Genomic DNA, 24,952 nt, shown 5'->3' with positions numbered 1-24,952 from the left:
GTCTTCGATAACGCTCGGCCCAGAGACTATCCCGCCGAGGCGGGGCCGAGCACACGCCCCGAGGCGGGGCCGAGCACACGCCCCGAGGCGGGGCCAGCGTCACACCCCGATGGCGGTGTCGGAGTCCGGACGCACCCGAACGGGGGTACGGGCGGTGAACGTAGGCTGACAGGCTATGACGAGCATGTGGGGCGCACCGTTGCGTACGAGGTGGCGAGGATCCCGGCGGAGCGACAGCGAGCAGGCCCGCTTCCTGACACGCGCCTCGCTGCGATGGGTGCTGGCGAACAAGGCGTACACGCCGTGGTACCTGGTGCGGTACTACCGGCTCGCGAAATTCAAGCTCGCCAACCCGCACGTGATCCTGCGCGGCATGGTGTTCCTCGGCAAGCGGGTGGAGATCCATTCGACCCCCGACCTGTCCCGGCTCGAGATCGGCCGGTGGGTGCACATCGGCGACGGCAACGCCATCCGCTGCCACGAGGGTTCGCTGCGCATCGGCGACAAGGTGGTGTTCGGCAAGGACAACGTCGTCAACACGTACCTGGACATCGAGATCGGTGCGTCGACGCTCGTGGCGGACTGGTGTTACATCACCGACTTCGACCACCGCATGGACGACGTGAATGTCCCGATCAAAGATCAGGGCATCGTGAAGGGCCCGGTCCGCATCGGTCCCGACACGTGGGTGGCGGCCAAGGTGACGGTCCTGCGCAACACGCGCGTGGGGCGCGGCTGCGTTCTCGGTGCGCACGCCGTCGTGAAGGGCGATATCCCCGATTTCAGCATTGCCGTCGGGTCGCCGGCCAAGGCCGTGAAGAACCGCAAGGCGGAGTGGGAGGCGGGCGCGGCGGACCGCGCGAAGTACATCGCGGCCCTCGAAGACATCGCTCGCAAGAAGGCGGCGCAGGAGAACTGAGCGGCGCGGTGGCATAGTCGGCAGCATGACCTCGGCGGACGGCGAACTCGAGGACCGCATCCGGGCGCTCCTCGACGCCCGGGCCGACACCGCGAGCATTTGCCCGTCGGACGTCGCGCGAGCCGTCGCCCCCGGCGACTGGCGGCCCCTCATGGAGTCGGTGCGGGAGGCCGCGCGGCGTCTGGCCGCCGCCGGCGAAGTCGAGATCACCCAGAAGGGTGATGTGGTGGATCCGGACTCGGCTCGGGGTCCGATCCGGATCAGGCGGGCCCGCACGAACTGAGCGGCGAATGTATCGCTCGCGCACCGAACGCGCCGAACGGTACATTCGCCCGGTCAGCGCCAGGCTCAGCGTCCGGGCAGGGGGCGCTCGGGAATCTCCGGCCGCGCCAGCGGATGCCGCACGCGACGTTTGGCGCCCGCGTAGACGTGGACGGTCTCCTCGGCCACCTTGTGCCAGTCGAAATCGGCGGTGAGGCGGTCGCGGGCGGCGACTGCACGCTGTTGCGCCCCGGCCGGGTCGTCGAGGACCTCCCGGACCGCGGACGTGAGTCCGGTGACGTCGCCCGGCTGGAACGACATGCCGGTTTCGCCGTCGACGACCGCTTCACCGAGACCGCCAGCGGTGGACGCGACGAGGGGGGTTCCGGAGGCGGCGGCCTCGAGCGCGATGATGCCGAACGGCTCGTACCGGCTGGGCAGGACGATGGCGTCGGCGCCGTGCAGCCACCCGAGCAGTTCGACGTGGTCGAGGTTGCCGAGGAAGTTCACGGCACGGGCGACGCGATGCGTGCGGGCCTGCTGATAGAGCCAGGTGAACTGGGTGCCCTCCCCGGCGATCGACAGCGTCGTGCCGGGGTGGCTGCGGCGGATGCGGGGGAGCGCGGCGATGGCGTCCTGCACGCCCTTCTCGTATTCGAGGCGGCCGACGAACAGCAGTTTCGGCGGTCCGGACCGTGGAGCACGCTCGCGGAAGCTCCACGTGGTGAGGTCGATTCCGTTGCGGATCACCGTGATCGGCGGGAGCTGCGGACCGTAGAGTGCGGTCACCTCGTCCTGCATCGACGCGGAACACGTGATGAGCGCGTCGGATTCGTTGGCCAGCCACCATTCCACCGAATGCACCTGCCGGTTGATCCGACCGGACACCCAGCCGCTGTGCCGTCCGGCTTCAGTGGCGTGGAGCGTGGAAACCAAAGGGACGTCGTAGAATTCGGCCAACGCGATGGCCGGATGCGCCACCAGCCAGTCGTGCGCGTGCACCACGTCCGGATGCCAGCCTTCCCCGACACCCGGCTTGTGCAGTGCGACGCCGGCCCGCACCATCGCGTGCCCCATCGCGAGCGTCCACGCGAGCATGTCCTCGCCGAACACGAAGTGCGCGGGGTCCTCGGCGACGGCGACCACCAGGACGCCGTCCTCGATGTGGGTGACGGTGGGATGGGTCGACGCGTCGGTGCCCGACGGCCGCCGCGACAGCACCACCACTTCGTGTCCGGCGGCAGCGAGTTCGGTGGCCAGGTGGTGCACGTGGCGGCCGAGGCCGCCGACCACGACGGGTGGGTACTCCCACGACACGATCAGGATCTTCACGACGCCCCTCCCTCGGTGCCCGTCAGCCGGTGGTCCCCGGCGGGCAGACGTCGCGCGTCGAGCCCGGGAAACAGGCCGTCGGCGCTGTTCCATCCCTCTGCGAGTCTGCTCGCGGCCGCTTCCTTGCCCGCCGACACGGCGGCGGCGATCTCACGGGTGGCGTGCGCGTGCTTGTGTGCCCGGTCGCGGGCGTACCCGGCCGCCGAATCCTTGCTGACCATGAACGCCCAGTCGCTCGACACCGTCATCAGTGCCTCGCGCAGCATCTGGTCGTTCACGCGGTTTCGCAGCGCGGGACGTCCGGGGGCGGCGTCGTGGTCGTGGGTCTTGTCGACGGTATCGAGTGCGGTCCCGACCACCTCGGAGTTGAGTTGCACCAGGTCCGCGACCTGATCGCCGGCCCACACCCGCCAGTCCTTGCCGGATCCCCACGACGAGTTCTCGAGCTGGACGGGTTCGCCGACGTAGCCCTGGCTGCGGGCGTCGTCGAGGGTGCCGACCCGGATCCCGGCCTCGGGCAGCGCGCGCAGCACCTTCTCGAGCCATTCGGGGCCCTCGTGCCACCAGTGCCCGAACAGTTCCGTGTCGAACGCGGCGACGACGAGTGCGGGCCGGTCGATGCGGCCGGATTCGTCGCGCAGCCGCTTGCGGACGGTGGCGACGAAGTCGGCCACGTGCCGGTCGACCGCCGCCGACGCGAGGGCGGGGTCGTACGGCGCCTTGTCGGCCGAGTCGACCGTGCGGCCGGTGACCCGGGCCGGTTTGAGTCCCGTGGCGTGGTCGTACGTGTGGAAGTCGCGATAGGCGCCGTGGCCGGGGTAACCCGACTTCGGCGACCACACCCGGTAGCTGACCTGCAGATCGCGTCCGAACGCGACCACGTCCGACTCCCGGACCGGCCGGCCGAGGGAGGTGTCGCCGCGCAGCGCGGGACCGTCGACCATGAAATGCGTGACGCCGGCCTCGGCGTATCCGGTCTCCATGCCGGGGGTGTACCCGCATTCGGGCCCCCAGATACCTGTCGGCGTGCAGTTCCACCGGGCGGCGGCGTCGGTGAGCCCCTCGCGGAGGGAGAACGACCGCAACCGCGGATCGAGCAGCGGCTGGAACGGGTGGGCGAGCGGACCGCCGAGCAGTTCGAACGACTCTCGGTCGAGGAGGTCCCGCAGCACTGGCGAGCCGCCGTGGCGCCAGCGCACCTCGAAGTCGGCGAGGGCGGCGGCGGACGCACGGTGTTCGCGCGCACCGAGTTCGCGGTGCGCGTCGTCGGGCATGCCTGCCGCCTCGTGCGCGCGGATCTGCCAGTTCCCGAGCCAGTGGTGCATCCCGGCGAGGCAGTGCGGGTCATCGAGCTGAGCTGCGAGAACGGGGGTGATGCCGAGGGTCAGCAGATGCGAGCGACCCTCGTCGGACAGCCGCCGCAACATCGCGGTGAGGGGGAGGTACGACGCCGCCCACGACTGGTAGAGCCATTCCTCGCCGACGGGCCAGCGGCCGTGGTTGGCAAGCCAGGGCAGGTGGGAGTGCAGGACCAGGCAGAACATGCCCGGTTCCGTCGCTTCGCCCGCTCCGGTGCGGTTGTCGGATTCGGTCACCGAACAGGATCCTTCACCGCGATGGCCACCAGGTCGAGGCTGTCGTCGATGTCGCCTTCGTGCAGTGCGAAATCGTCGACGGTGATGCCCTCGACGTCGCGGGTCAGTTCCTCGGGCCACGGTTCGCCGGCGAGTGCACGGTCGATCTGCGCGCCGATGAACGAGCCGCCGTGCTTCGTGTCGAGGGCCTTCAGCCGCGTGCCGTGGTGCACGCCGGTCATGAGGGCGACGGTGAATCCGGCCTCCTCGAGCAGTTCGGTCAGCTCGGCCGCGTCGAGTTCGCGGGTGTGGAACGGATTCAGCGGCGTGTCGCGGCCCGGCGAGAACGTGATGCGGTTGGGTGTGCTGACGAGCAGTTCCCCTCCGGGGGTCAGCACCCGGAAGCACTCGCGCAGGAATTGGGCCTGGTCCCACAGGTGTTCGATCACCTGAAAATTGACGACGGTGTCGACGGATTCGTCGCCGAGGGGAAGCTCCGCGAGATTGCCGTGCAGCATCTCGACCCGGGGGTACCGCGCGCGGACGTGTTCGACGGCGGAGATGTCGTAGTCGAGTCCGGTAACGCCCTGTGCCACATCGGCAATCATGTTGGCGCCGTAGCCTTCTCCGGATCCGGCCTCGAGTACCCGGCGTCCCGCGCAGCGGGGGAGGAGGTCGCGGTAGACGACCTCGTGCCGCCGGAACCAGTAGTTCTCCTCGGGGATACCGGGCACGGTCCGCTCGCCCGTGAGGGGCAGTGGTGCGTCCTCGCGGTCGCCGACAAATGATTCGCTCACCGGTGCGAGGTTAGTGCCCCCGGCAAGGTCGCTCGTCCAGGTGGTCTACATCACAGCGGTGAAATGCGGTTTCGGCCGTTATGGTGAACGAGACTTTCACGCAAGTTACCGATGGGTAACTTAGCGTGGGGTAATCTGTCGCAGAGCAATCGTGCGACGAAATATCGAAGGCGAGAGCTCGGCCCACGCGGAGCGACTCACGATAACCACGCAAGAACACACAGGAGGTCGACGAAGACCCATGACGAACATCGTTGTTTTGATCAAGCAGGTCCCCGACACGTGGTCCGAGCGCAAGCTGACCGACGGCGACTACACGCTTGACCGCGAGGCCGCCGATGCAGTGCTCGACGAGATCAACGAGCGCGCCGTCGAAGAAGCGCTCCTGATCAAGGAGGCTCAGGGCGGCGAGGTGACCGTCCTCTCCGCAGGTCCGGACCGCGCCACCGACGCCATCCGCAAGGCCCTGTCCATGGGTGCCGACAAGGCAGTGCACATCAACGACCCGGCCCTCCACGGCTCCGACGCGGTGCAGACCGCGTGGACGCTGGCCGCGGCGCTCGGACAGATCACGTTCGAGAACGAAGAACCTGCCGACCTGATCATCGCCGGTAACGAGGCCACCGACGGCCGCGTCGGCGCCGTTCCGGCCATCATCGCCGAGTACCTGGGCATCCCGCAGCTCACGCAGCTGCGCAAGCTCACGGTCACCGACGGCACCGTCACCGGCGAGCGCGAGACCGACGAGGGTCTCTTCGGCCTCGAGGCGAGCCTGCCGGCCATCGTCAGCGTCACCGAGAAGATCAACGAGCCCCGCTTCCCCTCCTTCAAGGGCATCATGGCCGCGAAGAAGAAGGAAGTTCTCGTCTACACGCTGGCCGACCTCGGTGTCGACCCGGAGACCGTCGGTGTCGCCAACGCGGGCACCACCGTCACCGCCTCCACCCCCAAGCCCCCGCGTACCGCTGGTGAGCGCATCGTCGACGAGGGCGACGGCGGCAGCAAGATCGCTGCCTACCTCGTGGGCCAGAAGATCATCTGATCGCGCCCCTCTACAGACCAGCAGACACACACAGGGAGAGTTAGACATGGCAGAAGTACTGGTGCTCGTCGAGCACGCAGAGGGTGCGCTCAAGAAGGTCAGCACCGAACTCATCACCGCCGCTCGCGCGCTCGGTGAGCCGGCCGCAGTGGTCACCGGTCCCGCCGGTACCGCCGACAAGCTCGCCGAGGGCCTCGCCGCCGCAGGCGCGGCCAAGATTTACGTCGCCGAGTCGGATGACATCGACGGCTACCTGATCACCCCGAAGGTCGACGTACTCGCGTCGCTCGTCGAGTCGGCAGCTCCGGCCGCGGTGATCACCGCCGCCAGCGTCGAGGGCAAGGAGGTCTCCGGACGTCTTGCTGCCCGCATCGGCTCCGGCCTGCTCGTCGACGTCGTCGACGTGAAGTCCGACGGCAGTGCCGTGCACTCCATCTTCGGTGGCGCGTTCACCGTCGAGGCGAAGGCCAACGGCGACGTCCCGGTCATCTCGGTCCGCCCGGGCGCCATCGAGGCGAAGCCCGAAGCCGGTGCAGGCGAGAAGGTTTCCGTCGAGGTTCCGGCCCAGGACGAGGGCGCCGTCAAGATCACCTCGCGTGATCCGATCGTCGGTGGCGACCGCCCGGAGCTCACCGAGGCGACGGTCGTCGTCTCCGGTGGTCGCGGTGTCGGCAGCGCCGACAAGTTCACCGTCGTCGAGGAACTCGCCGATTCGCTGGGTGCCGCTGTCGGTGCTTCGCGTGCCGCGGTCGACTCGGGCTACTACCCGGGCCAGTTCCAGGTCGGTCAGACCGGTAAGACGGTCTCCCCGCAGCTGTACATCGCGCTCGGCATCTCCGGTGCCATCCAGCACCGCGCCGGTATGCAGACGTCGAAGACCATCGTCGCCGTGAACAAGGACGAGGAAGCCCCGATCTTCGAGATCGCGGACTACGGCATCGTCGGCGACCTGTTCAAGGTTGCGCCGCAGCTCACCGAGGCAGTCAAGGCCCACAAGGGCTGATTGTCGACCGACGGCGGCCCCGTTCCCTTCGAGGGAGCGGGGCCGCCGTCGTATCTTCCGTCGTTCATCCGGGCTGCATCGACACGACACCCGGGCGATGCCCCCACGCCGCCCCTGCTCGGTAAACCTGCGCCATGACAACTTCGTCAGTTCTCCGCGCACCGAGTGAGACCGCCGATTCTGTTGTAACCGCGCCCCGATACTCCCTGGTCGTCTCGTCCGACCGCGAACACCGCGTGGCAGCCCAGCGGCTGCGCTACCGCGTGTTCGCCTCCGAACCCGGATTCTCCGTCCCCGCACACGCGGATGCCCTCGACGCCGACCGGTTCGACGACTTCTGCGACCACCTCCTCGTTCGGCACGAGGAGACCGGCGAATTCGTCGGGTGCTATCGCATGCTCCCGCCCGACGCCGCCGCCCAGGCCGGCGGCTATTACACCGCCACCGAATTCGACATCTCGGCACTCGATCCCGTCGGCAACCGCATCGTCGAGATGGGCCGGGCGTGCGTCGACCCCGATCACCGTTCCGGTTCGGTCCTGAGCCTGATGTGGGCCGGGATCCTCCACTACCTGCAATTGACCGGATACGAGTGGGTGATGGGCTGCGTCTCCGTGCCGATGCGGGAGCACCCGGACGCGGTGGCCGGTTCCAACGTCCGCGGCGTGCGTGATCTGCTGCTCCGCAAGTACGGCAGCGACCCGGCCTCCCGGGCCGTGCCCAGGAACCCGGTGCGCGTCGACGGGCGATCACTCGACGAGATCGACCCGCCCGCCCGCCCGGTCCTGCCGCCGCTGCTCCGGGGATATCTGCGCCTCGGCGCCAAGGTGTGCGGCGAGCCCGCGCACGACCCGGAATTCGGTGTCGCCGACTTCGTCGCCCTGCAGGGACTGCACGGCGCGAACGAGCGGTACCTCGACCGCCTGCGTTCGGCTTCGGCCACTTTCGAGGCGGGGGCGCAGGCATGAGCGCCGCGGTGCCGGAGACGGCCGCAGTGCCCGTGCATTCGTGGATGCCGTCGAGTCCGTGCGGCGCGGGATGCCTGCCCGCGGAGGCGAACGCCGTGTCGATCCCGACCGTGGTCGTGCGGTGGTGCCTCGTGGTGTCGGCGCTGGCGACGGCGCCGCTCCTGACCGCAGGATGGTTGCTGCCGCGGTCGTGGCGGACCGGTCTGCAGCGTCGGTACGCGGCGATGCTGTTGCGCTGCGTGGGAATTCGCCTCGTCGTGGTCGATCACCGCGGAAAGCGTCGGCACGACGGCGGGCTTCTGGTGGTGGCCGGCCACGTGTCCTGGACCGACGTGCTGGTGCTCAGCGCGCTCGCACCGGCGAACTTCGTCGCCCGCGGCGATCTGCTGGACTGGCCGGTGCTGGGTTCGCTCGCCCGGCGGATGCGGGTCGTCCCGATCGAACGGCAGAGCCTGCGGGCGCTCCCGGGCACGGTGGCGACGACGGCGGGCAGGCTGCGCGACGGCGAACGAGTCGTGGCGTTCCCCGAGGGCACCACGTGGTGTGGACGGGCGTACGGCGGATTCCGGCCCGCGCTGTTCCAGGCGGCGATCGACGCGGAGTGCCCGGTTCAGCCGATCTCGCTGCGATACACCGGACGGGGCGGGGAACTGACGACCGGGCCGTGCTTCGTGGGCGAGGAGACGATCGGCCGGTCGATCCGGCGCATCATCCGTCAGAAGGGCGTCAACGCCGAGGTCCGGCTGGCGCCGATCGAGTATCCGGGGGAGTGCCGCCGCGATCTGGCGGCCCGATGCGAACGCGCCGCCCGAGGCGACGAACGCATCGATCTCGCAGCGCACGACATCGTCGATCCGCTGCAGAGTGCGGTCGGGGCGGCGGAGCGTCTCGTCGCCTGAGCTATCCTGGTCACGTCATGACCTCTGCCCGCAGTGCCGATCACCCCGTCTACCTGGACCACGCAGCCACCACTCCCATGGTGCCGGCGGCCGTCCGGGCGATGACCGACATCTTCAGTACCGTGGGCAATGCGTCCTCGCTGCACGGTTCCGGGCGCGCCGCCCGCCGTCGCATCGAGGAGGCCCGCGAGTCCATCGCCGCCGACCTCGGCGCCAGGCCGTCCGAGGTCATCTTCACCTCCGGTGGCACCGAGAGCGACAACCTCGCGGTCAAGGGCATCTTCTGGGCGCGGCGGGACGCCGACCCCGGACGGGTGCGGATTTTGGCCAGTGCCGTCGAGCATCATGCGGTGCTCGACGCGGTGGAGTGGCTCGAGAAGCACGAGGGCGCACAGGTCACGTGGCTACCCGTCGACGAACTGGGCCGGGTGTCGCCGCAGACGCTGCGCGACGAACTCGCCGTCCATGCGGACGAAACCGCCCTGGTGACGATCATGTGGGCCAACAACGAGATCGGCACGATCATGCCGATCACCGAACTCGCCGCGGTGGCGGCCGAGTTCGGTGTGCCCATGCACAGCGACGCCGTCCAGGCCGTCACGCACATCCCCGTGGACTTTGCTGCCAGCGGGCTGTCCGCGCTGAGCATCGCCGCGCACAAGGTCGGCGGACCGCAGGGTGTCGGTGCACTCCTGCTGGGACGGCAGGTGCCGTGTGTGCCGTTGCTACACGGCGGGGGACACGAACGCGACCTGCGTTCGGGCACCCCGGACACCGCCGGTGTCGTCGGCATGGCGGCGGCGCTGCGCGACGCGACCGCGAACCTCGACTCCCGCGCCGCGGACCTGTCCGTCCTGCGCGACCGCCTCATCGAGCGCGTCGGGGAGATCGTCCCGGACGCCGTGCTGAACGGTCCGGTGGGCAGCGCGCGACTGCCGGGCAACGCCCACTTCACGTTCCCCGGTTGCGAGGGCGATTCGCTGCTGATGCTGCTCGACGCCGCCGGGATCGAGTGTTCGACCGGTTCGGCGTGTACCGCCGGTGTCGCCCGCCCCAGCCACGTCCTGACCGCGATGGGCGTGGAGGCCGCGACCGCGCGCGGATCGTTGCGCTTCTCCTTCGGGCACACGTCGACGGTCGCGGACGTGGATGCAGTCATCGCGGCACTGCCGCAAGTTGTGGAGCGGGCCCGCGCCGCCGGGCTCGCCGGTGTCGGAGCGCGTGGAGGGAATCGTTGATGCGAGTACTGGCGGCCATGAGCGGCGGCGTCGATTCCGCCGTGGCGGCGGCACGGGCAGTCGCTGCCGGACACGACGTGGTGGGTGTGCATCTCGCACTCTCCGCCGAGCCGGGCACGCTGCGCACCGGTTCCCGGGGCTGCTGCTCCAAGGAAGATGCCGGTGACGCCCGGCGTGCCGCGGACGTGCTCGGAATCCCGTTCTACGTCTGGGATTTCGCCGACCGCTTCAAGGAAGACGTGATCGACGACTTCGTGGCGTCCTACGCGGCGGGGGAGACCCCCAACCCGTGCCTGCGGTGCAACGAGAAGATCAAGTTCGCTGCGCTCGCGGACCGCGCGATCGCCCTAGGGTTCGACGCGGTGGCCACCGGTCACTACGCGCAGCTCGACAACGGTGTGCTGCGCCGGGCCGTCGACGCGGACAAGGACCAGTCGTACGTGCTCGGTGTTCTGACGGCCGAGCAGCTGTCGCGGGCGATGTTCCCCGTCGGCGACACACCGAAGGACCGGATCCGGGAAGAGGCCGCCGAACGCGGTCTCGCCGTGGCGAACAAGCCCGACAGCCACGACATCTGCTTCATCCCGTCCGGTGACACCCGGGCATTCCTCGGCGCCCACATCGGTGTCCGTCCGGGCAGTGTGGTCGACGCCGATTCGGGTGAGGTGCTCGCGGAACACGAAGGCGTGCACGGGTTCACGATCGGACAGCGGAAGGGCCTCGGCGTCCAGGGCCCCGCGGCCGACGGGCAGCCGCGGTACGTGACGTCGATCGAACCCGAAACCGGCACCGTCCGTGTCGGTTCGGCACGCAACCTCGAAGTGCACGCGATCAGCGCGGACCGCGCCGTGTGGACGTCCGGGAGCGCGCCGGCCGGACCGGTCGAATGCACCGTCCAGGTGCGCGCGCACGGCGGACTCGCCGAGGCGGTGGCGGAAGCCGTCGACGGAGGTATTCGCATCTCGCTGCGCGAACCGCTCACCGGTGTGGCGAAGGGGCAGGCCGTCGTTCTGTACCGGACCGACCCGGCGGGCGACATCGTGCTGGGCAGCGGAACCATCTCGGGCACCGACGCGCATCCGAACACGCAGTGACGCAGGATATTTCATTGGCCGGTGGCGTCACCGGCGTCGGCTCGTGGCCCGGAGTGGACCCGCGTGAAGCCGCCACCGTCGTCCTCGGCGAGCTCGGCAGGCTCCCGCACCTGGTGGAGCTGCCCGCCCGCGGGCTCGGCGCCGACATGATCGGCCGCGCCAGCGCCCTGCTCGTGGATCTGCAACTGGACGTGTCCACGTCCGCCTACCGCGTGGTGCAGCGTCGCGGCTCGGTGGCCAAGCGGGCGACCGACTTCCTGAACCAGGACCTCGACGCGCTCGAGGAAGCGTGGGAGAGTGCGGGCCTCGTCGGGGCCGATCACGTGGTGAAGGTGCAGTCGGTCGGTCCTCTCACGCTGGCGGCCGAGGTGGAACTCGGCACCGGAAGGCGCGTGCTCACCGACCCCGGTGCGGTGCGCGATTTCGCCGAATCGCTGGGGGAAGGACTCGCGCGGCATGCCGCGGAGGTCACTCGGCGTCTCGGTGCGCAGGTGCTGATCCAGTTCGACGAGCCACGACTGCCAGCTGTGCTGGCGGGCACGCTGTCCGGTCGGTCGAGGCTCGAGACCGTGCGGGCGATGCCGGAGCCGGAGGCTCTCGCCGTGCTCGAGGCCGCCCTCGCCGGGTCCGGCGGAGTGACCATGGTGCACTGCTGCTCCGCGGACCTGCCCACGGACCTGCTGCGGCGCAGCAGTGCGCGCGCGGTCGGTCTGGACGTGGCGCAGCTGGCGTCGTCGGACCTGGACGGCATCGGCGAGTTGCTCGACGCGGGCAAGGAGCTGGCGCTGGGGCTGATCCCGACCACCGCTCCCGCCGTGCCCGCCACCTGGCGCGACCTTGCCGGACCTGCGGTGACGCTGATCGACCGGCTCGGATTTCCGCGCACGACGCTGCGGACGCAGGTCGCCGTGACACCGGCCTGCGGACTCGCGGGCGCCGACGGCTCCTGGAGTCGCGACGCACTGAAGTTCTGCGCCGAGGTGAGCAGCGCGTTCACCGACGACCCCGAATCGCTCTGAGTCCGGCGTTCGGTGTCGGCCGGACCGGTTAATCTTCGATGGTGAGTGAATCGACCGAAGCCCCGACACCGGCCCCCGGACACGTCCGGGAGCACTGGAACGAGCTGGCCGAGGAAGTGCGGCAGCACCAGTTCCGCTACTACGTCCGCGACGCGCCCATCATCTCCGACGGAGAGTTCGACGTGCTGTTGGGCGAGCTGAACGACCTCGAGAACCAGTACCCCGACCTGCGGACGCCGGATTCGCCGACTCAGCTCGTCGGCGGCGGATTCGCCACCGACTTCGCCTCCGCCGACCACCTCGAGCGGATGCTGAGCCTCGACAACGTCTTCGCGACCGACGAACTGCGCACCTGGATCAGCCGGGTGGAGCAGGAGACCGGCCCCGACCTGCACTACCTGTGCGAGGTGAAGATCGACGGCGTCGCGCTGAACCTGGTGTACGAGAACGGCAGACTCGTCCGCGCCGCCACCCGCGGCGACGGCCGGACCGGTGAGGAAGTGACGCTCAACGCCCGGACCATCGACGATATCCCGGAAAAACTCACCGGCACAGACGAATACCCGGTTCCGGCGCTCCTCGAGGTGCGCGGCGAGGTGTTCTTCCGGCTCGAGGACTTCGCGGCACTCAACGCGGCGCTCGTCGAGGAGGGCAAGGCGCCGTTCGCGAATCCCCGGAACTCCGCGGCCGGGTCACTGCGGCAGAAGAATCCGGCCGTCACGGCCCGCAGGCGCCTCGGGATGATCTGCCACGGCCTCGGCCGGAGCGAAGGATTCGAGCCGGCCTCCCAGTACGACGCGTACACGGCGCTGGCGGCGTGGGGCCTGCCCGTGTCGACCCACACCGTCCGCGTCACGGGCGCGGACGCCGTCGTGGACAGGGTGCAGTACTGGGGCGAGCACCGGCACGACGTGGAGCACGAGATCGACGGTCTGGTGGTCAAGGTCGACGAGACGTCGCTGCAACGCCGGCTGGGGTCCACGTCGCGGGCGCCGCGCTGGGCGATCGCGTACAAGTACCCGCCGGAGGAGGCCACCACCAAGCTCCTCGACATCCGGGTCAACGTCGGCCGCACCGGCCGGGTCACCCCGTTCGCCTACATGGAGCCGGTCACCGTCGCCGGATCCACCGTCTCCCTCGCCACCCTGCACAACGGCTCCGAGGTCAAACGCAAGGGCGTGCTGATCGGCGACACGGTGGTGCTGCGCAAGGCCGGCGACGTGATTCCCGAGGTCCTCGGGCCCGTGGTCGACGCCAGGACCGGCGACGAATACGAGTTCGTGATGCCGGCGAACTGCCCGGAGTGCGACACGCCGCTCGCTCCCGCCAAGGAGGGCGACGCGGATATTCGCTGCCCCAATCAGCAGTACTGCCCCGCGCAACTCCGGGAACGTGTGTTCCACGTCGCGGGCCGCGGTGCGTTCGACATCGAGGTGCTCGGCTACGAGGCCGCGACGAGCCTGCTCGAAGCGAAGGCGATCGGCGACGAAGGCGACCTGTTCTCGCTCACCGAGGACGATCTGCTGAAGACGACGCTCTTCCGGACCAAGGCCGGCGGGTTGTCGGCCAACGGCCGCAGGCTGCTCGACAATCTCGATACCGCCAAGGACAAGCCGCTGTGGCGGGTGCTGGTCGCCCTGTCGATCCGCCACGTCGGTCCGACGGCGGCGCGGGCGCTCGCTGGCGAGTTCGGGTCGCTCGACCGGATCCGGGAGAGCTCCGTCGAGGAACTCGCGGCGGTCGACGGGGTCGGCGGCACCATCGCCGCGGCCGTCGTCGAATGGTTCGGCGTCGACTGGCACCGGCAGATCGTCGACAAGTGGTCGGCGGCCGGTGTGCGCATGGAAGACGAACGCGACGAATCGATTCCGCGCAACCTCGAGGGCCTGTCGATCGTCGTCACGGGTTCGCTCGAGACGTTCTCCCGCGACCAGGCGAAGGAGGCGATCCTCGTCCGGGGCGGCAAGGCCGCGGGTTCGGTGTCGAAGAAGACGGCGTTCGTGGTGGCCGGCGAATCCCCGGGGTCGAAGCACGACAAGGCCGTCGAACTCGGTGTGCCGGTCCTCGACGAGGACGGGTTCCGCCGACTGCTGGAGGGGGGACCGGACGCGGTCGCGGATTCCGGAGTGTGACGGGAACCTCACACTCGAGTTTTGGGCGGCGTGAGCTGTCCTGTCATAGTTCTGGACATGATCGAGATTCGGAATGCGACACCGGACGAGTACGAGGCCGTCAGCGACCTCACGGTGATCGCCTACGTGGGCGGCGGACACGTCGAGGCACACGATCCGTACACGAACCGGTTGCGCGACACCGCTGAACGAGCGGACAAGGCGGAGGTCCGGGTGGCGGTGTTGGAGGGCCGGGTCGTGGGTTCCGTCACGATCGCGGAACCGGCGTCCCCGTACGCCGACGTCGCGCAGCCGGGGGAACTCGAATTCCGGATGCTCGCCGTGTCACCCGACGCCCGCGGTTCCGGCGTCGGGTCGGCGCTCGTGCGGCACGTGCTCGACACGGCCTACGACCGCGGCGACCGCGCGGTCGTGATGTCGACCCAGTCCGACATGGAAGACGCCCGCCGCATCTACGACCGCAACGGGTTCGTGCCTGTGCCCGACCGCAATTGGGCGCCCGTCCCCGGTGTCGAGCTCACCGTCCTGGTCCGCGAACTCGTCTGAGGCGACCACGGCCCCGGACCTTCCGGCCCGGGGCGGAGGTCAGCTCAGCACGGTCGCGATGATGCCGGCGAGGTAGCCCAGCCGGGCGATCTCGGACGGACGGAACTCCGGGCCGCCGGGGCGGCCGAGCATCAGCACCCGGCCGGTGGTCCCGAGGGGAGCCGCGGCGAGTGTGGTGTTCATGTCGCGCCACACCTGCGGCACCCAGTCGCCCTCGCCGTCGAGCGCGGTGGGCTTCTCCAGCGGCATCCACGGGATCTCGGTGGCGTGCGTCTCGGGCGCTCCCGAGCTGCCGACCACCCGGTATGCGCCGTGCGGGCCGAGGTCTGCGACCACGGACCAGCCGACCCGGAGCACCCGCGGGGCGCCGTCGACGAGGACCTGCAGTCGATCGTCCGCGGCGGTGGCGACCTGGTCGATGAGCTCGAGCTCGCGGTGGGTGTCGAGTATTCCGGCGTACGGCCGGATGGAGTCGACGGTGACGCCGGGCAGGTTCTCGGCGGCCGTGATGAGGGTGTCGGGGAGCGATCCCGGCTCGACATCGACGACGAGGTCGTCGATGGCGAATCCGGCACCCCGTTCCACCACGTCGAGCGACAGAATGTCAGCACCCACCGAGCCCAGGGCGACGGCGAGAGAGCCGAGGCTACCGGGACGGTCGGGGAGCTGGACGCGAAGCAGATACGACACGTGCGTCCCTTTCACCACGAGATAGACGCGGGAGTACCTGCGACCCCCGTCGCTCACCATCCTTGCACTTTCGTTCCCGAGTATGCGGTCCCCCCTGCGGCTTCGCCCGGGGCGGGACGGGGATTCGCAGGTCGCGTTCGATTCGTGACATCGCCGATACGGATTCGCCTCGTGCGCGAAACACGACGGCCCAAACATGGGTGCATGAACACCACGGCAACGGGAGTGACGACGTCCGTCTCGAGGCGGGTGGCGGCGGGCCGGGAGCAGGAATTCCTGCGCTGGACGGACGCCGGGATGGCGATGGCGGGCACGTTCCCGGGGTTCCTCGGCGGGGGCTGGCTGCGCGCGGCGTCCGACCCCGAGCAGTACCACGTGGTGTACCGGTTCGCGGACGAGCACACGCTCGCCGCGTGGACCACCTCGCCCGCGCGGAAGGTGTGGGTGGGGCGGGGGACGGGTCTGGCGCAGGACACGGTGACGCACCGGCTGACCGGGGTGGAGGGCTGGTTCGAACCGCAGTCGACGCTCACCCACGCCGTGCGGGTCAGCGTCCCACCGCCGCGGTGGAAGCAGGCGGTCACCATCTGGCTCGGCTTCTTCCCGATCTCGCTGCTCGTCGCGGTGTTCGTCACTCCCCGGCTGGCGCCCCTGGACGTGGTGACCCGCACCGTGGTGGCGACGGTGCTCACGACTCCGGTGATGGTGTTCGTGGTTCTGCCGTTCCTGACGGCCAGGTTGCGGCGCTGGCTGCACGGCTGATCCGGGCACTGCTCTAGGCTGGGACCCACTTGTGTACGTCCGAATGTGTACGTCCGAACCGAAAGGGGCCCCGCGGTGCCTGCCATCTCCCGTGACGAGGTCGCGCACCTCGCGCGGCTGTCTCGACTCGCCCTGACCGATGCCGAGCTCGACGAGTTCGCCGGTCAGCTGGACTCGATTCTCAGCCACGTGAAGGTGGTCACCGAGGTGCCCGCCGAGGATGTTCCGCCGATGGCGAACCCGAACGCCGTCACCAACGTGACCCGTCCCGACGTGATCGTTCCCGGCCTGACGCCCGAGCAGGCGCTGTCCGGCGCGCCGTCCGTCGAGCAGGATCGTTTCGCCGTCCCGCAGATTCTTGGAGAGGGCGAATGAGCGCCGAACTGACCACTCTCGACGCCGCAGACCTCGCGTCGAAGATCCACAGCCGTGAGGTGTCCTCCGTCGAGGTCACCCAGGCGCATCTGGACCGCATCGCCGCGGTCGACGGAGAGCTGAACGCCTTCCTGCACGTGGCGGGCGAGCAGGCCCTCGTGTCGGCGAAGGAGGTGGACAGCAGCCTCGCCGCAGGTGATGCTCCCGCCTCCCCGTTGGCGGGAGTTCCGTTGGCGCTCAAGGACATCTTCACCACCACCGACATGCCCACCACGTGTGCGTCGAAGATCCTCGAAGGCTGGATCGCGCCGTACGACGCGACGCTGACGAAGAAGCTGCGCGACGCAGGCATCCCGATCCTGGGAAAGACCAACCTCGACGAGTTCGCGATGGGCTCGTCCACCGAGAACTCCGCGTACGGCCCCACCCGCAACCCGTGGGACACGACCCGCATCCCGGGCGGCTCCGGCGGCGGCAGCGCCGCGGCCCTCGCGTCCCGGCAGGCCCCGCTCGCGATCGGCACCGACACCGGTGGCTCGATCCGCCAGCCCGCCGCCGTCACGGCGACGGTCGGTACCAAGCCGACGTACGGCACGGTGTCCCGGTTCGGTCTCGTCGCCTGCGCGTCCTCGCTCGACCAGGGTGGTCCGTGCGGTCGCACGGTGCTCGACACCGCACTGCTGCACGAGGTCATCGCCGGGCACGACCCGCGCGACTCCACGTCGATCGACGCGCCCGTGCGTCCCGTGGTGGCGGCTGCGCGCGAGGGCGCAGGCGGCAACCTGAAGGGCGTGAAGGTCGGTGTGGTCAAGGAACTGCACTCCGACAGCTACCAGCCCGGGGTCATCTCCTCGTTCGATGCCGCCGTCGCGCAACTCACCGAACTCGGTGCCGAGGTCGTCGAGGTGTCGTGCCCCAACTTCGAGTACGCGCTCGCGTCGTACTACCTCATCCTGCCGAGCGAGGTGTCGTCGAACCTCGCTCGCTTCGACGCCATGCGGTACGGGCTGCGCATCGACCAGGGCGACATGAGCGCCGACCAGGTGATGGCCGCGACGCGTGCCGCCGGCTTCGGCCCGGAGGTCAAGCGTCGCATCATGATCGGCACCTACGCGCTGTCGTCCGGCTACTACGACGCCTACTACGGTCAGGCGCTCAAGGTGCGGACGCTCATCGCCCGGGACTTCGACAAGGCCTACGAGAAGGTGGACGTCCTGGTGTCGCCCACCAGTCCGTTCACGCCGTGGAAGCTGGGCGAGAAGGTCGGCGACCCGCTCGCGATGTACCTGTCGGACCTGTGCACGCTGCCCACCAACCTGGCCGGGCACTGCGCGATGTCGGTTCCGTCGGGGCTGTCCGCGGACGACGGTCTGCCGGTGGGACTGCAGATCATGGCCCCCGCGCTCGCCGACGAGCGGCTGTACCGGGTCGGGGCCGCCTACGAGGCCGCGCGCGGTCCGATCGGCTCGCCAAGCTAGGAGCAGTTGGGCAGGGCGGTGCCCTGCTCGTTGCCGTAGCGGTGTCCGTGCCCGGACGCGAAGTTCAGCGCGGACACCAGGTCGACACTCGTCTGCAGGAACGTGATGCCCGGAATCCATCGGGGGACCGGCGCATCGCGTACCGCGAGCGAGAGGTCGGGCCGGCGCAGGATCAGGTCGGGCGACCACCACACCACCGGGTCGGACGTGTTCGCCAGCACCGTCGCGCCGTCCGTCAGCACGGAACCGGCGGGCGGGCCCGACCACAATGCGCCGCAGGCGCGTTCCCGGAGTTGATCGGCGCCGGTGAAAATCGCACTGCCGCCGACGGATCCGAGACTCTGGCCGTAGACGTAGAGCGCCGGGCGAAGGACGTCGGGTAGGTCGGCGATCCGCTCGGCGACGGCATCGAACAATGCTGCCGCCGAGTCGTCTGCAGCGGAACGTCCGAACACGAACGTGATCCAGCTCGGCAGATACGAGTACTGCATGCCGACGATCGCGACGTCGTCGGCGAAGCGCTCCTCGAATCCTTCGGCCGCGTTCTCGTCGATCCATCCCGAGCCGGTGGGTACCGTGACGACGATGGCGGACCGGGTGAACCCGCCCGCCCGCTCCAGCTCCGAGACCGCCAGTGCCGCACGTGATTCGACGTCGGGAGCCGAATCCATTCCCACGTAGGTGCGGATGGCGGCCGACTGCTCGCCCGCAGCCACGAACCGCCGTCCCTGGCGCCCGAGCGACTCCCAGCTGATCGCGGACTCCGGACTGCCGGACGATTCGGCGGACACCGGCCGGTGCAGGGACACGTCGACGAGCGCGTTGGAGTCGCTGTAGGAACGGGACATCATCCCCCACAACGCGGGTCCGGCGACCAGCTGCAGCCCGGTCGCGAGTACGACGGCGGTGGTGGCGCTGCCGATCCAGCCGAGACGGCGGGCGACCGCGGCGACGACGCTGCCGATACCGGCGAACAGCAGGAACGTCAGCGCCGCCCCGATGATCGCCTGCATCCAGTGGTCCGGCCCGATGCCCGGCATGCCCATGGCGGCGCGCAGCGAATCCTGCCAGTGGTCGGCGAGGACGATCGCCCACGTCACCACGATCATGGCGCCGATCAGGACCAGGAGACGCACCGAGTCCCGCGGAGGGTGATGCGGGTGCGTACGCGTGACGAATCGCCGCAGCAGGCGGACGAGGACGACGATCCCGAAGCCGACCGCGGCGAGGAACCCGGTGAACAGCGCCTGCGTCAGGGCGCTCCGGGGGAGCAGGGAGGGGGCGAGCGACGCGAGTGTCGCGGTGGTGACGGCGATCGTGGAGGAGGTGCGGGGGAGCGCCGAGATCGGAATCGTCGTGGTCAGTGTGCGGCGCAGGGCATTCGGCTCGGTACGCGAGCGAGAGTGCGCCGGGCTCCGTCCCGGACCGGACAGAGCCGCGGTGGTCATGCGATCGCCCCGACCGGACGCGGGCGGCGGCGGATCGACCAAGCCGCGCCTGCGAGCAGTGCGGCGCCGGCGGTGCCGGCCAGCGCGTACGGGAGCCCGGATTCGGTGATCGGCGTCGAATAGCCTTGACGCCAGCTGTTTCCGGTGACGAAGGTGGCCGCGACGTTCGCCATCACGAAGCACTGCGCCCGTGCCTGCTCGTCGAGACGGCTGTCGCACGCGGTGTGCATCCGCTGATCCAGCTGCGCGTCGAGGGACTGCCGCGCCCAGGGTCCGAGGTCCTCGCCGGACCGCGATGCGTACCGCAGGAGGTCGTAGCCGAGGTCGTGGGCCTTGCATGCGGTGTCGAACTCGAGCGGCAGCGGCACCGGGGAGGAGCAGTCTCCGCCGGGGTTGGCGAGCATGCCGTCGATCCGCACCGGTGTGTACCCCATCACCGATGCGAAGTCCTCGGGAATGGAGTCCTCGGTGAGCGCTTCCGGCGCGGTGAGCGTGTGCACCGCGGCGGAGGCGGCGACGTTCTCGTGGCGGGGCGTGCTCGCCGCGCCGGTACCGGCGAATCCTGTGGTGGTCAGCAGTGCGGTGGCGGCGCACGCCACCGCGGCCCAAGTCGTTCTCCGTGTCCCCGTCGTTCGCATGACGAGAACGTTATGAATTCGTGTTGCGCAGCCACATCACTCCCGGGTCCGGTTCGGTCACTGACCTCGTGGGGGGAGGGGACTCCGATCTCATACTCCGGTACTACGTCGACGTGAGTCCGGGGTATGAGGACAGGCCGTGACCTGTGTTTCTAGTGTCGAGGGTGTGAAGACGAAGACGCGCATCCGGAGAGCCGCCGAAGGTCAGTGGCTGAACGTGGCAATCGTCGTGGTCACGGCGATCCTGTTCGCCGTGGCGTGGCCGACCCTGCAGCTGACCCACCAGGTCAGTCCTCCGATTCAACCGTTCGTGGCGGCGCTCGCGACGTTCCCGTTCCTGCTCATCCGGTCGAACCCGGCGCTGGCCTGGGCCGTCTCCGCGATCTCGGCGCTGGTGATTCCGCGCGTCTTCGCCCTGCAGGACGGCTACGACTACCCCTGGCAGGTGGTCCACATCCTCGTGATGCTCGCCCTGCTGGCCGCGGTCAGCATGCGGGCCGCGATCCCGGTCGTGGGTGTGGCATGGATCTCCACCGTCCTGCTGTTCCTCGCCGACACCCCGGGCACCAACGGTCGCGGGTGGGCCGTGGGACTGACCGCCATCGTCGTGTTCGGTCTGCTGATCCGGTGGCTGGTGCTGTCCCGGCGGCAACTCGCGCAGCAGGAGGAGCTGAGCGAACTCGAACGCACGCGCCGGACGATCCTCGAGGAGAAGGCCCGCATCGCCCGGGACCTGCACGACGTCGTCGCGCACCACATGTCGATGGTCGTGGTGCAGGCACAGAGTGCGCCGTACCGCATCGCGGGCATGTCGGACGAGACGCGGGCCGAGTTCGAATCGATCGGAGCCGCAGGCCGCGCCGCGCTGAACGAGGTGCGCGGACTCCTCGGTGTGCTGCGCAGCGACGGCCAGGTCGCCGAGCATGCGCCGCAGCCCGGGGTCCAGCAGATCAGCGAGCTGCTCGAGGGCAGCCGCAGGGCCGGCATTCCCGTCTCCTGGCACACCGACGGCGACCCGCGGCACGTGTCGGAGTCGGTCGGGCTGGTGATGTACCGCATCCTGCAGGAATCCCTCGCCAACACGGCCCGGCACGCAGCGGGCGCCGCGGTCGAGGTGACGATCGCGTACGAGACGCCGATCGCGTCCGTGTCGATCGTCAACGGCCCGCCGCGACGGAGCCTCGTCTCGGCCCTGACCAGGCACGAGTCGACAGGCGGCAACGGCATCATCGGGATGCGCGAGCGTGCGCAGGCGGTCGGCGGCGTACTCACCACGCACCTGCACGACAACGGCGGATTCGAGGTCCACGCCGAGTTCCCGGTCGCCTCCGCCTAGGCTGGCGGCGTGGCCATCACCGTATTCATCGCCGACGACCAGGCTATGGTCCGGCAGGGTTTCGGAGCCCTGCTCGCCTCCCAGCCCGACATCAGCGTCATCGGTGACGCCCCGGACGGCGCGGTGGCGGTGAGCGAGGTGAAGCGCCTGCGACCCGACGTGGTGCTGATGGACGTCCGCATGCCGGAGATGAACGGACTCGACGCCGCCCGCGTCATCCTGTCTGCGGGGTTCGATCCGCCGGTGCGGGTGCTCATGCTCACGACGTTCGACGTGGACGACTACGTGTACGAGGCGCTGAGCATCGGGGCCAGCGGCTTCATGCTCAAGGACGCGCCCGCGGAGGAACTCATCCGTGCGGTGCGGGTGGTCGCGGACGGCGAGGCGCTGCTCGCGCCGACCGTCACCCGGCGTCTCATCGCCGACGTGACCAGCCGCCGCAGCACGGCGCGCCGTAAACCGGCCGCGCTGTCGGCGCTGACGCCCCGCGAGCGCGAGGTGCTCGAACTCATCGCCCGGGGTATGTCCAACACCGAGATCGCGGAGCGCCTGTTCGTCGCCGAGCAGACCGTCAAGACGCACGTCGGAAAGGTGCTGTCCAAACTGGATCTGCGCGACCGCGCACAGGCAGTGGTCCTGGCGTACGAGAGCGGTCTCGTCACACCCGGCTGAGTGAACACACCGATCCGAGGTGCTCGAACACGGTTCGAGCGGCAAGATGTGTATGAGAACCACCATCACCACACGAGACGACGAGGGGTGCTTGGATGCGGATCGGAATGCTCACCGGAGGCGGCGACTGCCCCGGACTGAATGCGGTGATCAGGGCGGTGGTTCGGACCGCCGCCGGCCGATACGGCAGCTCGGTGGTGGGATTCCGTGACGGCTGGCGCGGACTGCTCGAGGATCGCAAGGTCGTGCTGTCCAACGACGACCGGATCGATCGCATCCTCACCCGCGGCGGCACCATCCTCGGCACCGCGCGGGTCAACCCCGACAAGTTGAAGGCCGGCCTCGACCAGATCCGGCAGACTCTCGACGACAACGGGATCGACGCGCTGATCCCGATCGGCGGGGAGGGCACGCTCACGGCCGCGAGCTGGCTCGCCGAGAGTGGGGTGCCCGTGATCGGGGTTCCGAAGACGATCGACAACGACATCGACTGCACCGACGTCACGTTCGGTTTCGACACCGCGCTGTCCATCGCGACCGATGCGATCGACCGCCTGCACACCACCGCCGAATCCCACCAGCGGGTGATGCTCGTCGAGGTGATGGGACGGCATGCGGGCTGGATCGCGTTGCACTCCGGGCTCGCGACCGGTGCGCATCTCACCCTCGTTCCCGAGGTCCCGTTCGACGTCGGCGAAGTCTGTTCCCTCGTGAAGAAGCGATTCCAGCGCGGCGATTCGCATTTCATCTGCGTCGTCGCCGAGGGCGCCACTCCCACCCCGGAGTCGATGAGTCTGCGCGAAGGCGGTATCGACGAGTTCGGTCACAAACGGTTCACCGGCGTCGCACAGCAGCTCGGCGACGAGATCGTCCGCCGCATCGGCAAGGAGGTGCGGACAACGGTGCTCGGGCACGTGCAGCGGGGCGGAACCCCGACGCCGTACGACCGGGTGCTCGCCACCCGCTTCGGGGTGCACGCCACCGACGCCGTCCACCGCGGCGACTTCGGCAACATGGTGGCGCTGCACGGCACGTCGATCGACCTCGTGCCCCTCCAGGAGGCGACCCGGCGTCTCAAGACGGTGCCGAGGGAGCGGTACGACGAGGCGGCCGCATTTTTCGGCTGACCGCGTTTTCCGGCGAACCGCAGGACGCATAAACTCTGTGGCATGACTGCTGTCGACACTCCGGACGTCCTCGACTACGACGACGTGCTCGCCAAGTACGAGCCTGTTCTCGGCATGGAGGTGCACGTAGAGCTCGGCACCGACACGAAGATGTTCTGCCCGTGCCCCACCGAGTTCGGCGCCGAGCCGAACACGCAGGTCTGCCCGGTGTGCCTCGGTCTGCCCGGCTCGTTGCCCGTCGTGAACGAGGCGGCGGTCGAGTCCGCGATCCGGATCGGACTCGCACTGAACTGTTCCATCACGCCGTGGGGCCGGTTCGCGCGGAAGAACTACTTCTACCCGGACCAGCCGAAGAACTACCAGATCTCGCAGTACGACGAGCCGATCGCCACCGACGGCTACCTCGACGTCGTCCTCGACGACGGCACCACGTGGCGCGTCGAGATCGAACGCGCGCACATGGAGGAGGACACCGGAAAGTCGCTGCACGTCGGCGGCGCGACCGGTCGCATCCACGGTGCCAGCCACTCGCTGCTCGACTACAACCGCGCCGGGGTCCCGCTGGTCGAGATCGTCACCAAGACGATCAGCGGCGCCGGTGCCCGCGCCCCCGAGGTGGCCCGCGCGTACGTCACCGCGCTGCGCGACCTGCTGAAGTCGCTGAACGTGTCGGACGTCCGCATGGACCAGGGTTCGATGCGGTGCGACGCCAACGCGTCGCTGATGCCGATCGGGGCGACCGAACTCGGTACCCGCACCGAGACGAAGAACGTCAACTCCCTCAAGAGCGTCGAGGTTGCGGTCCGGTACGAGATGCGCCGCCAGGCAGCGGTGCTCGAGGCCGGCGGCGAGGTGATCCAGGAGACCCGGCACTTCCAGGAAGCGGACGGCACCACGTCGCCGGGCCGCCGCAAGGAGACCGCCGAGGACTACCGCTACTTCCCGGAGCCCGACCTCGAGCCGGTCGCGCCCAGCGCCGAGTGGGTCGAGGAACTGCGGGGCACCCTGCCCGAGCTGCCGTGGGTCCGCCGCGCCCGGATCCAGGCCGACTGGGGTGTCTCCGACGAGGTCATGCGTGACCTGGTCAACGCGAACGCCCTCGACCTCGTCATCGCGACCGTCGAGGCCGGCGCCTCGCCGGAGGCCGCACGGTCCTGGTGGGTGTCGTACCTGGCGCAGCAGGCGAACACCCGCGGGGTGGAACTCGGTGAATTGCCGATCACGCCGGCCCAGGTCGCGCAGGTGGTCGCGCTGATCGACAGCGGGAAGCTGAACAACAAGGTGGCCCGCCAGGTGGTCGACCACGTTCTCGCCGGTGAGGGCGACCCCGATCAGGTCGTCGCGGATCATCCCGAGCTCGTCGTCGAACGCGACGACACGAAGCTGAAGGCGGCCGTCGACGAGGCGCTCGCCGCGAACCCCGACATCGCCGAGAAGATTCGCGGCGGCAAGGTCGCGGCCGCGGGCAAGATCGTCGGCGACGTGATGAAGGCCACGCGCGGTCAGGCCGATCCGGCCCGCGTCAAGGAGCTGGTCATCGAGGCCTGCGGCGGCTGACCCCCTCTCTGCACCAACGGGACGCTCGTTCGGATCAACCGAACG

Annotated in this window: 24 protein-coding genes; 18 read left to right on the top strand and 6 right to left on the bottom strand. The window is 69.4% G+C overall.

Features of this window, described 5'->3' with window-relative positions; all coding sequences use genetic code 11:
• Positions 1 to 175 precede the first annotated feature (175 nt).
• Positions 176 to 919 carry an acyltransferase gene (locus CJ179_RS04825; protein WP_072937725.1) on the top strand — a complete coding sequence of 248 codons (744 nt, stop codon included), beginning with the start codon at positions 176 to 178 and terminating at the stop codon, positions 917 to 919.
• Positions 920 to 944: 25 nt separating this feature from the next.
• On the top strand, positions 945 to 1,202 hold the full coding sequence (locus CJ179_RS04820) for a DUF3253 domain-containing protein (RefSeq protein WP_072937726.1): 258 nt from the start codon (positions 945 to 947) through the stop codon (positions 1,200 to 1,202).
• Positions 1,203 to 1,267: 65 nt separating this feature from the next.
• Here CJ179_RS04820 and CJ179_RS04815 read toward each other — a convergent pair whose 3' ends face one another.
• From CJ179_RS04815 to CJ179_RS04805, 3 genes are read right to left on the bottom strand one after another with little or no spacing between them, the layout of a single operon-like run.
• Positions 1,268 to 2,512, bottom strand: a complete 1,245-nt coding sequence (locus CJ179_RS04815; RefSeq protein WP_072937727.1) for a glycosyltransferase family 4 protein — start codon at positions 2,510 to 2,512, stop codon at positions 1,268 to 1,270.
• A complete protein-coding gene (locus CJ179_RS04810) occupies positions 2,509 to 4,107 on the bottom strand; it encodes a glycoside hydrolase family 57 protein (protein WP_095860799.1) in 1,599 nt (532 codons plus the stop codon). The genes CJ179_RS04815 and CJ179_RS04810 overlap by 4 nt, the downstream gene beginning before the upstream one ends.
• Positions 4,104 to 4,883, bottom strand: coding sequence for a bifunctional 2-polyprenyl-6-hydroxyphenol methylase/3-demethylubiquinol 3-O-methyltransferase UbiG (locus CJ179_RS04805; protein WP_072937728.1), 780 nt, complete (start codon positions 4,881 to 4,883; stop codon positions 4,104 to 4,106). The genes CJ179_RS04810 and CJ179_RS04805 overlap by 4 nt, the downstream gene beginning before the upstream one ends.
• A 241-nt stretch (positions 4,884 to 5,124) precedes the next feature.
• On the opposite strand from CJ179_RS04805, the gene CJ179_RS04800 reads away from it, so the two are divergent.
• From CJ179_RS04800 to CJ179_RS04760, 9 genes are all read left to right on the top strand, one after another.
• Entirely contained in the window at positions 5,125 to 5,925 is an 801-nt protein-coding gene (locus CJ179_RS04800; RefSeq protein ID WP_072937729.1) for an electron transfer flavoprotein subunit beta/FixA family protein, read from the top strand.
• Positions 5,926 to 5,971: 46 nt separating this feature from the next.
• Positions 5,972 to 6,928 carry an electron transfer flavoprotein subunit alpha/FixB family protein gene (locus tag CJ179_RS04795; protein WP_072937730.1) on the top strand — a complete coding sequence of 319 codons (957 nt, stop codon included), beginning with the start codon at positions 5,972 to 5,974 and terminating at the stop codon, positions 6,926 to 6,928.
• Positions 6,929 to 7,062: 134 nt separating this feature from the next.
• Positions 7,063 to 7,896, top strand: coding sequence for a GNAT family N-acetyltransferase (locus CJ179_RS04790; protein ID WP_095860798.1), 834 nt, complete (start codon positions 7,063 to 7,065; stop codon positions 7,894 to 7,896).
• The gene (locus tag CJ179_RS04785; RefSeq protein WP_095860797.1) at positions 7,893 to 8,795 is read left to right on the top strand and encodes a 1-acyl-sn-glycerol-3-phosphate acyltransferase; all 903 of its coding nucleotides are present in this window, start codon (positions 7,893 to 7,895) and stop codon (positions 8,793 to 8,795) included. The genes CJ179_RS04790 and CJ179_RS04785 overlap by 4 nt, the downstream gene beginning before the upstream one ends.
• Before the next feature lie 17 nt (positions 8,796 to 8,812).
• Complete coding sequence (locus CJ179_RS04780) at positions 8,813 to 10,033, top strand: cysteine desulfurase family protein (protein ID WP_095860796.1); 1,221 nt, start codon at positions 8,813 to 8,815, stop codon at positions 10,031 to 10,033.
• On the top strand, positions 10,033 to 11,127 hold the full coding sequence (mnmA, locus tag CJ179_RS04775) for a tRNA 2-thiouridine(34) synthase MnmA (RefSeq protein ID WP_072937734.1): 1,095 nt from the start codon (positions 10,033 to 10,035) through the stop codon (positions 11,125 to 11,127). The genes CJ179_RS04780 and mnmA overlap by 1 nt, the downstream gene beginning before the upstream one ends.
• On the top strand, positions 11,124 to 12,146 hold the full coding sequence (locus CJ179_RS04770; RefSeq protein WP_095860795.1) for a methionine synthase: 1,023 nt from the start codon (positions 11,124 to 11,126) through the stop codon (positions 12,144 to 12,146). Before mnmA ends, CJ179_RS04770 begins: the two co-directional genes overlap by 4 nt.
• Positions 12,147 to 12,187: 41 nt before the next feature.
• Positions 12,188 to 14,278, top strand: a complete 2,091-nt coding sequence (gene ligA, locus CJ179_RS04765) for an NAD-dependent DNA ligase LigA (protein WP_072937800.1) — start codon at positions 12,188 to 12,190, stop codon at positions 14,276 to 14,278.
• A gap of 57 nt (positions 14,279 to 14,335) precedes the next feature.
• Positions 14,336 to 14,824 (top strand): GNAT family N-acetyltransferase, encoded by a 489-nt coding sequence (locus tag CJ179_RS04760; RefSeq protein ID WP_072937736.1) that lies wholly within the window; start codon positions 14,336 to 14,338, stop codon positions 14,822 to 14,824.
• Between the two features lie 39 nt (positions 14,825 to 14,863).
• Here CJ179_RS04760 and CJ179_RS04755 read toward each other — a convergent pair whose 3' ends face one another.
• Complete coding sequence (locus tag CJ179_RS04755; protein ID WP_025432327.1) at positions 14,864 to 15,514, bottom strand: amino acid-binding protein; 651 nt, start codon at positions 15,512 to 15,514, stop codon at positions 14,864 to 14,866.
• A gap of 204 nt (positions 15,515 to 15,718) precedes the next feature.
• On the opposite strand from CJ179_RS04755, the gene CJ179_RS04750 reads away from it, so the two are divergent.
• From CJ179_RS04750 to gatA, 3 genes are all read left to right on the top strand, one after another.
• The gene (locus tag CJ179_RS04750; protein ID WP_072937737.1) at positions 15,719 to 16,276 is read left to right on the top strand and encodes an antibiotic biosynthesis monooxygenase; all 558 of its coding nucleotides are present in this window, start codon (positions 15,719 to 15,721) and stop codon (positions 16,274 to 16,276) included.
• A gap of 75 nt (positions 16,277 to 16,351) precedes the next feature.
• A complete protein-coding gene (gene gatC / locus CJ179_RS04745) occupies positions 16,352 to 16,651 on the top strand; it encodes an Asp-tRNA(Asn)/Glu-tRNA(Gln) amidotransferase subunit GatC (RefSeq protein ID WP_095860794.1) in 300 nt (99 codons plus the stop codon).
• Positions 16,648 to 18,129: an Asp-tRNA(Asn)/Glu-tRNA(Gln) amidotransferase subunit GatA gene (gene gatA / locus CJ179_RS04740; RefSeq protein WP_072937739.1), complete on the top strand. Its 1,482-nt coding sequence runs from the start codon at positions 16,648 to 16,650 to the stop codon at positions 18,127 to 18,129. Before gatC ends, gatA begins: the two co-directional genes overlap by 4 nt.
• Here gatA and CJ179_RS04735 read toward each other — a convergent pair.
• Together CJ179_RS04735 and CJ179_RS04730 are read right to left on the bottom strand one after the other, a co-directional pair.
• Positions 18,126 to 19,577, bottom strand: a complete 1,452-nt coding sequence (locus CJ179_RS04735) for an alpha/beta-hydrolase family protein (protein ID WP_095860793.1) — start codon at positions 19,575 to 19,577, stop codon at positions 18,126 to 18,128. The genes gatA and CJ179_RS04735 overlap by 4 nt on opposite strands.
• On the bottom strand, positions 19,574 to 20,215 hold the full coding sequence (locus CJ179_RS04730) for a hypothetical protein (RefSeq protein WP_072937741.1): 642 nt from the start codon (positions 20,213 to 20,215) through the stop codon (positions 19,574 to 19,576). The genes CJ179_RS04735 and CJ179_RS04730 overlap by 4 nt, the downstream gene beginning before the upstream one ends.
• A 139-nt stretch (positions 20,216 to 20,354) precedes the next feature.
• Here CJ179_RS04730 and CJ179_RS04725 point away from each other — a divergent pair, with 139 nt between their 5' ends.
• The 4 genes from CJ179_RS04725 to gatB all read left to right on the top strand — a co-directional run bounded on the left by CJ179_RS04725 (position 20,355) and on the right by gatB (position 24,907).
• Positions 20,355 to 21,551 (top strand): sensor histidine kinase, encoded by a 1,197-nt coding sequence (locus tag CJ179_RS04725; RefSeq protein WP_072937742.1) that lies wholly within the window; start codon positions 20,355 to 20,357, stop codon positions 21,549 to 21,551.
• A gap of 9 nt (positions 21,552 to 21,560) precedes the next feature.
• Positions 21,561 to 22,223, top strand: coding sequence for a response regulator transcription factor (locus tag CJ179_RS04720; protein ID WP_015890224.1), 663 nt, complete (start codon positions 21,561 to 21,563; stop codon positions 22,221 to 22,223).
• A 95-nt stretch (positions 22,224 to 22,318) separates the two neighbouring features.
• On the top strand, positions 22,319 to 23,350 hold the full coding sequence (locus CJ179_RS04715; RefSeq protein WP_072937743.1) for an ATP-dependent 6-phosphofructokinase: 1,032 nt from the start codon (positions 22,319 to 22,321) through the stop codon (positions 23,348 to 23,350).
• Between the two features lie 42 nt (positions 23,351 to 23,392).
• Complete coding sequence (gene gatB, locus CJ179_RS04710) at positions 23,393 to 24,907, top strand: Asp-tRNA(Asn)/Glu-tRNA(Gln) amidotransferase subunit GatB (protein ID WP_095860792.1); 1,515 nt, start codon at positions 23,393 to 23,395, stop codon at positions 24,905 to 24,907.
• The last annotated feature ends 45 nt before the right edge of the window (positions 24,908 to 24,952 follow it).

The sequence above is a fragment of the Rhodococcus sp. ACS1 genome (assembly GCF_002300155.1).
GTDB lineage: Bacteria > Actinomycetota > Actinomycetes > Mycobacteriales > Mycobacteriaceae > Rhodococcus_F > Rhodococcus_F koreensis.
Note: the sequence above shows the minus strand (reverse complement) of the source record. Positions and strands in the feature narration are given on the sequence as shown.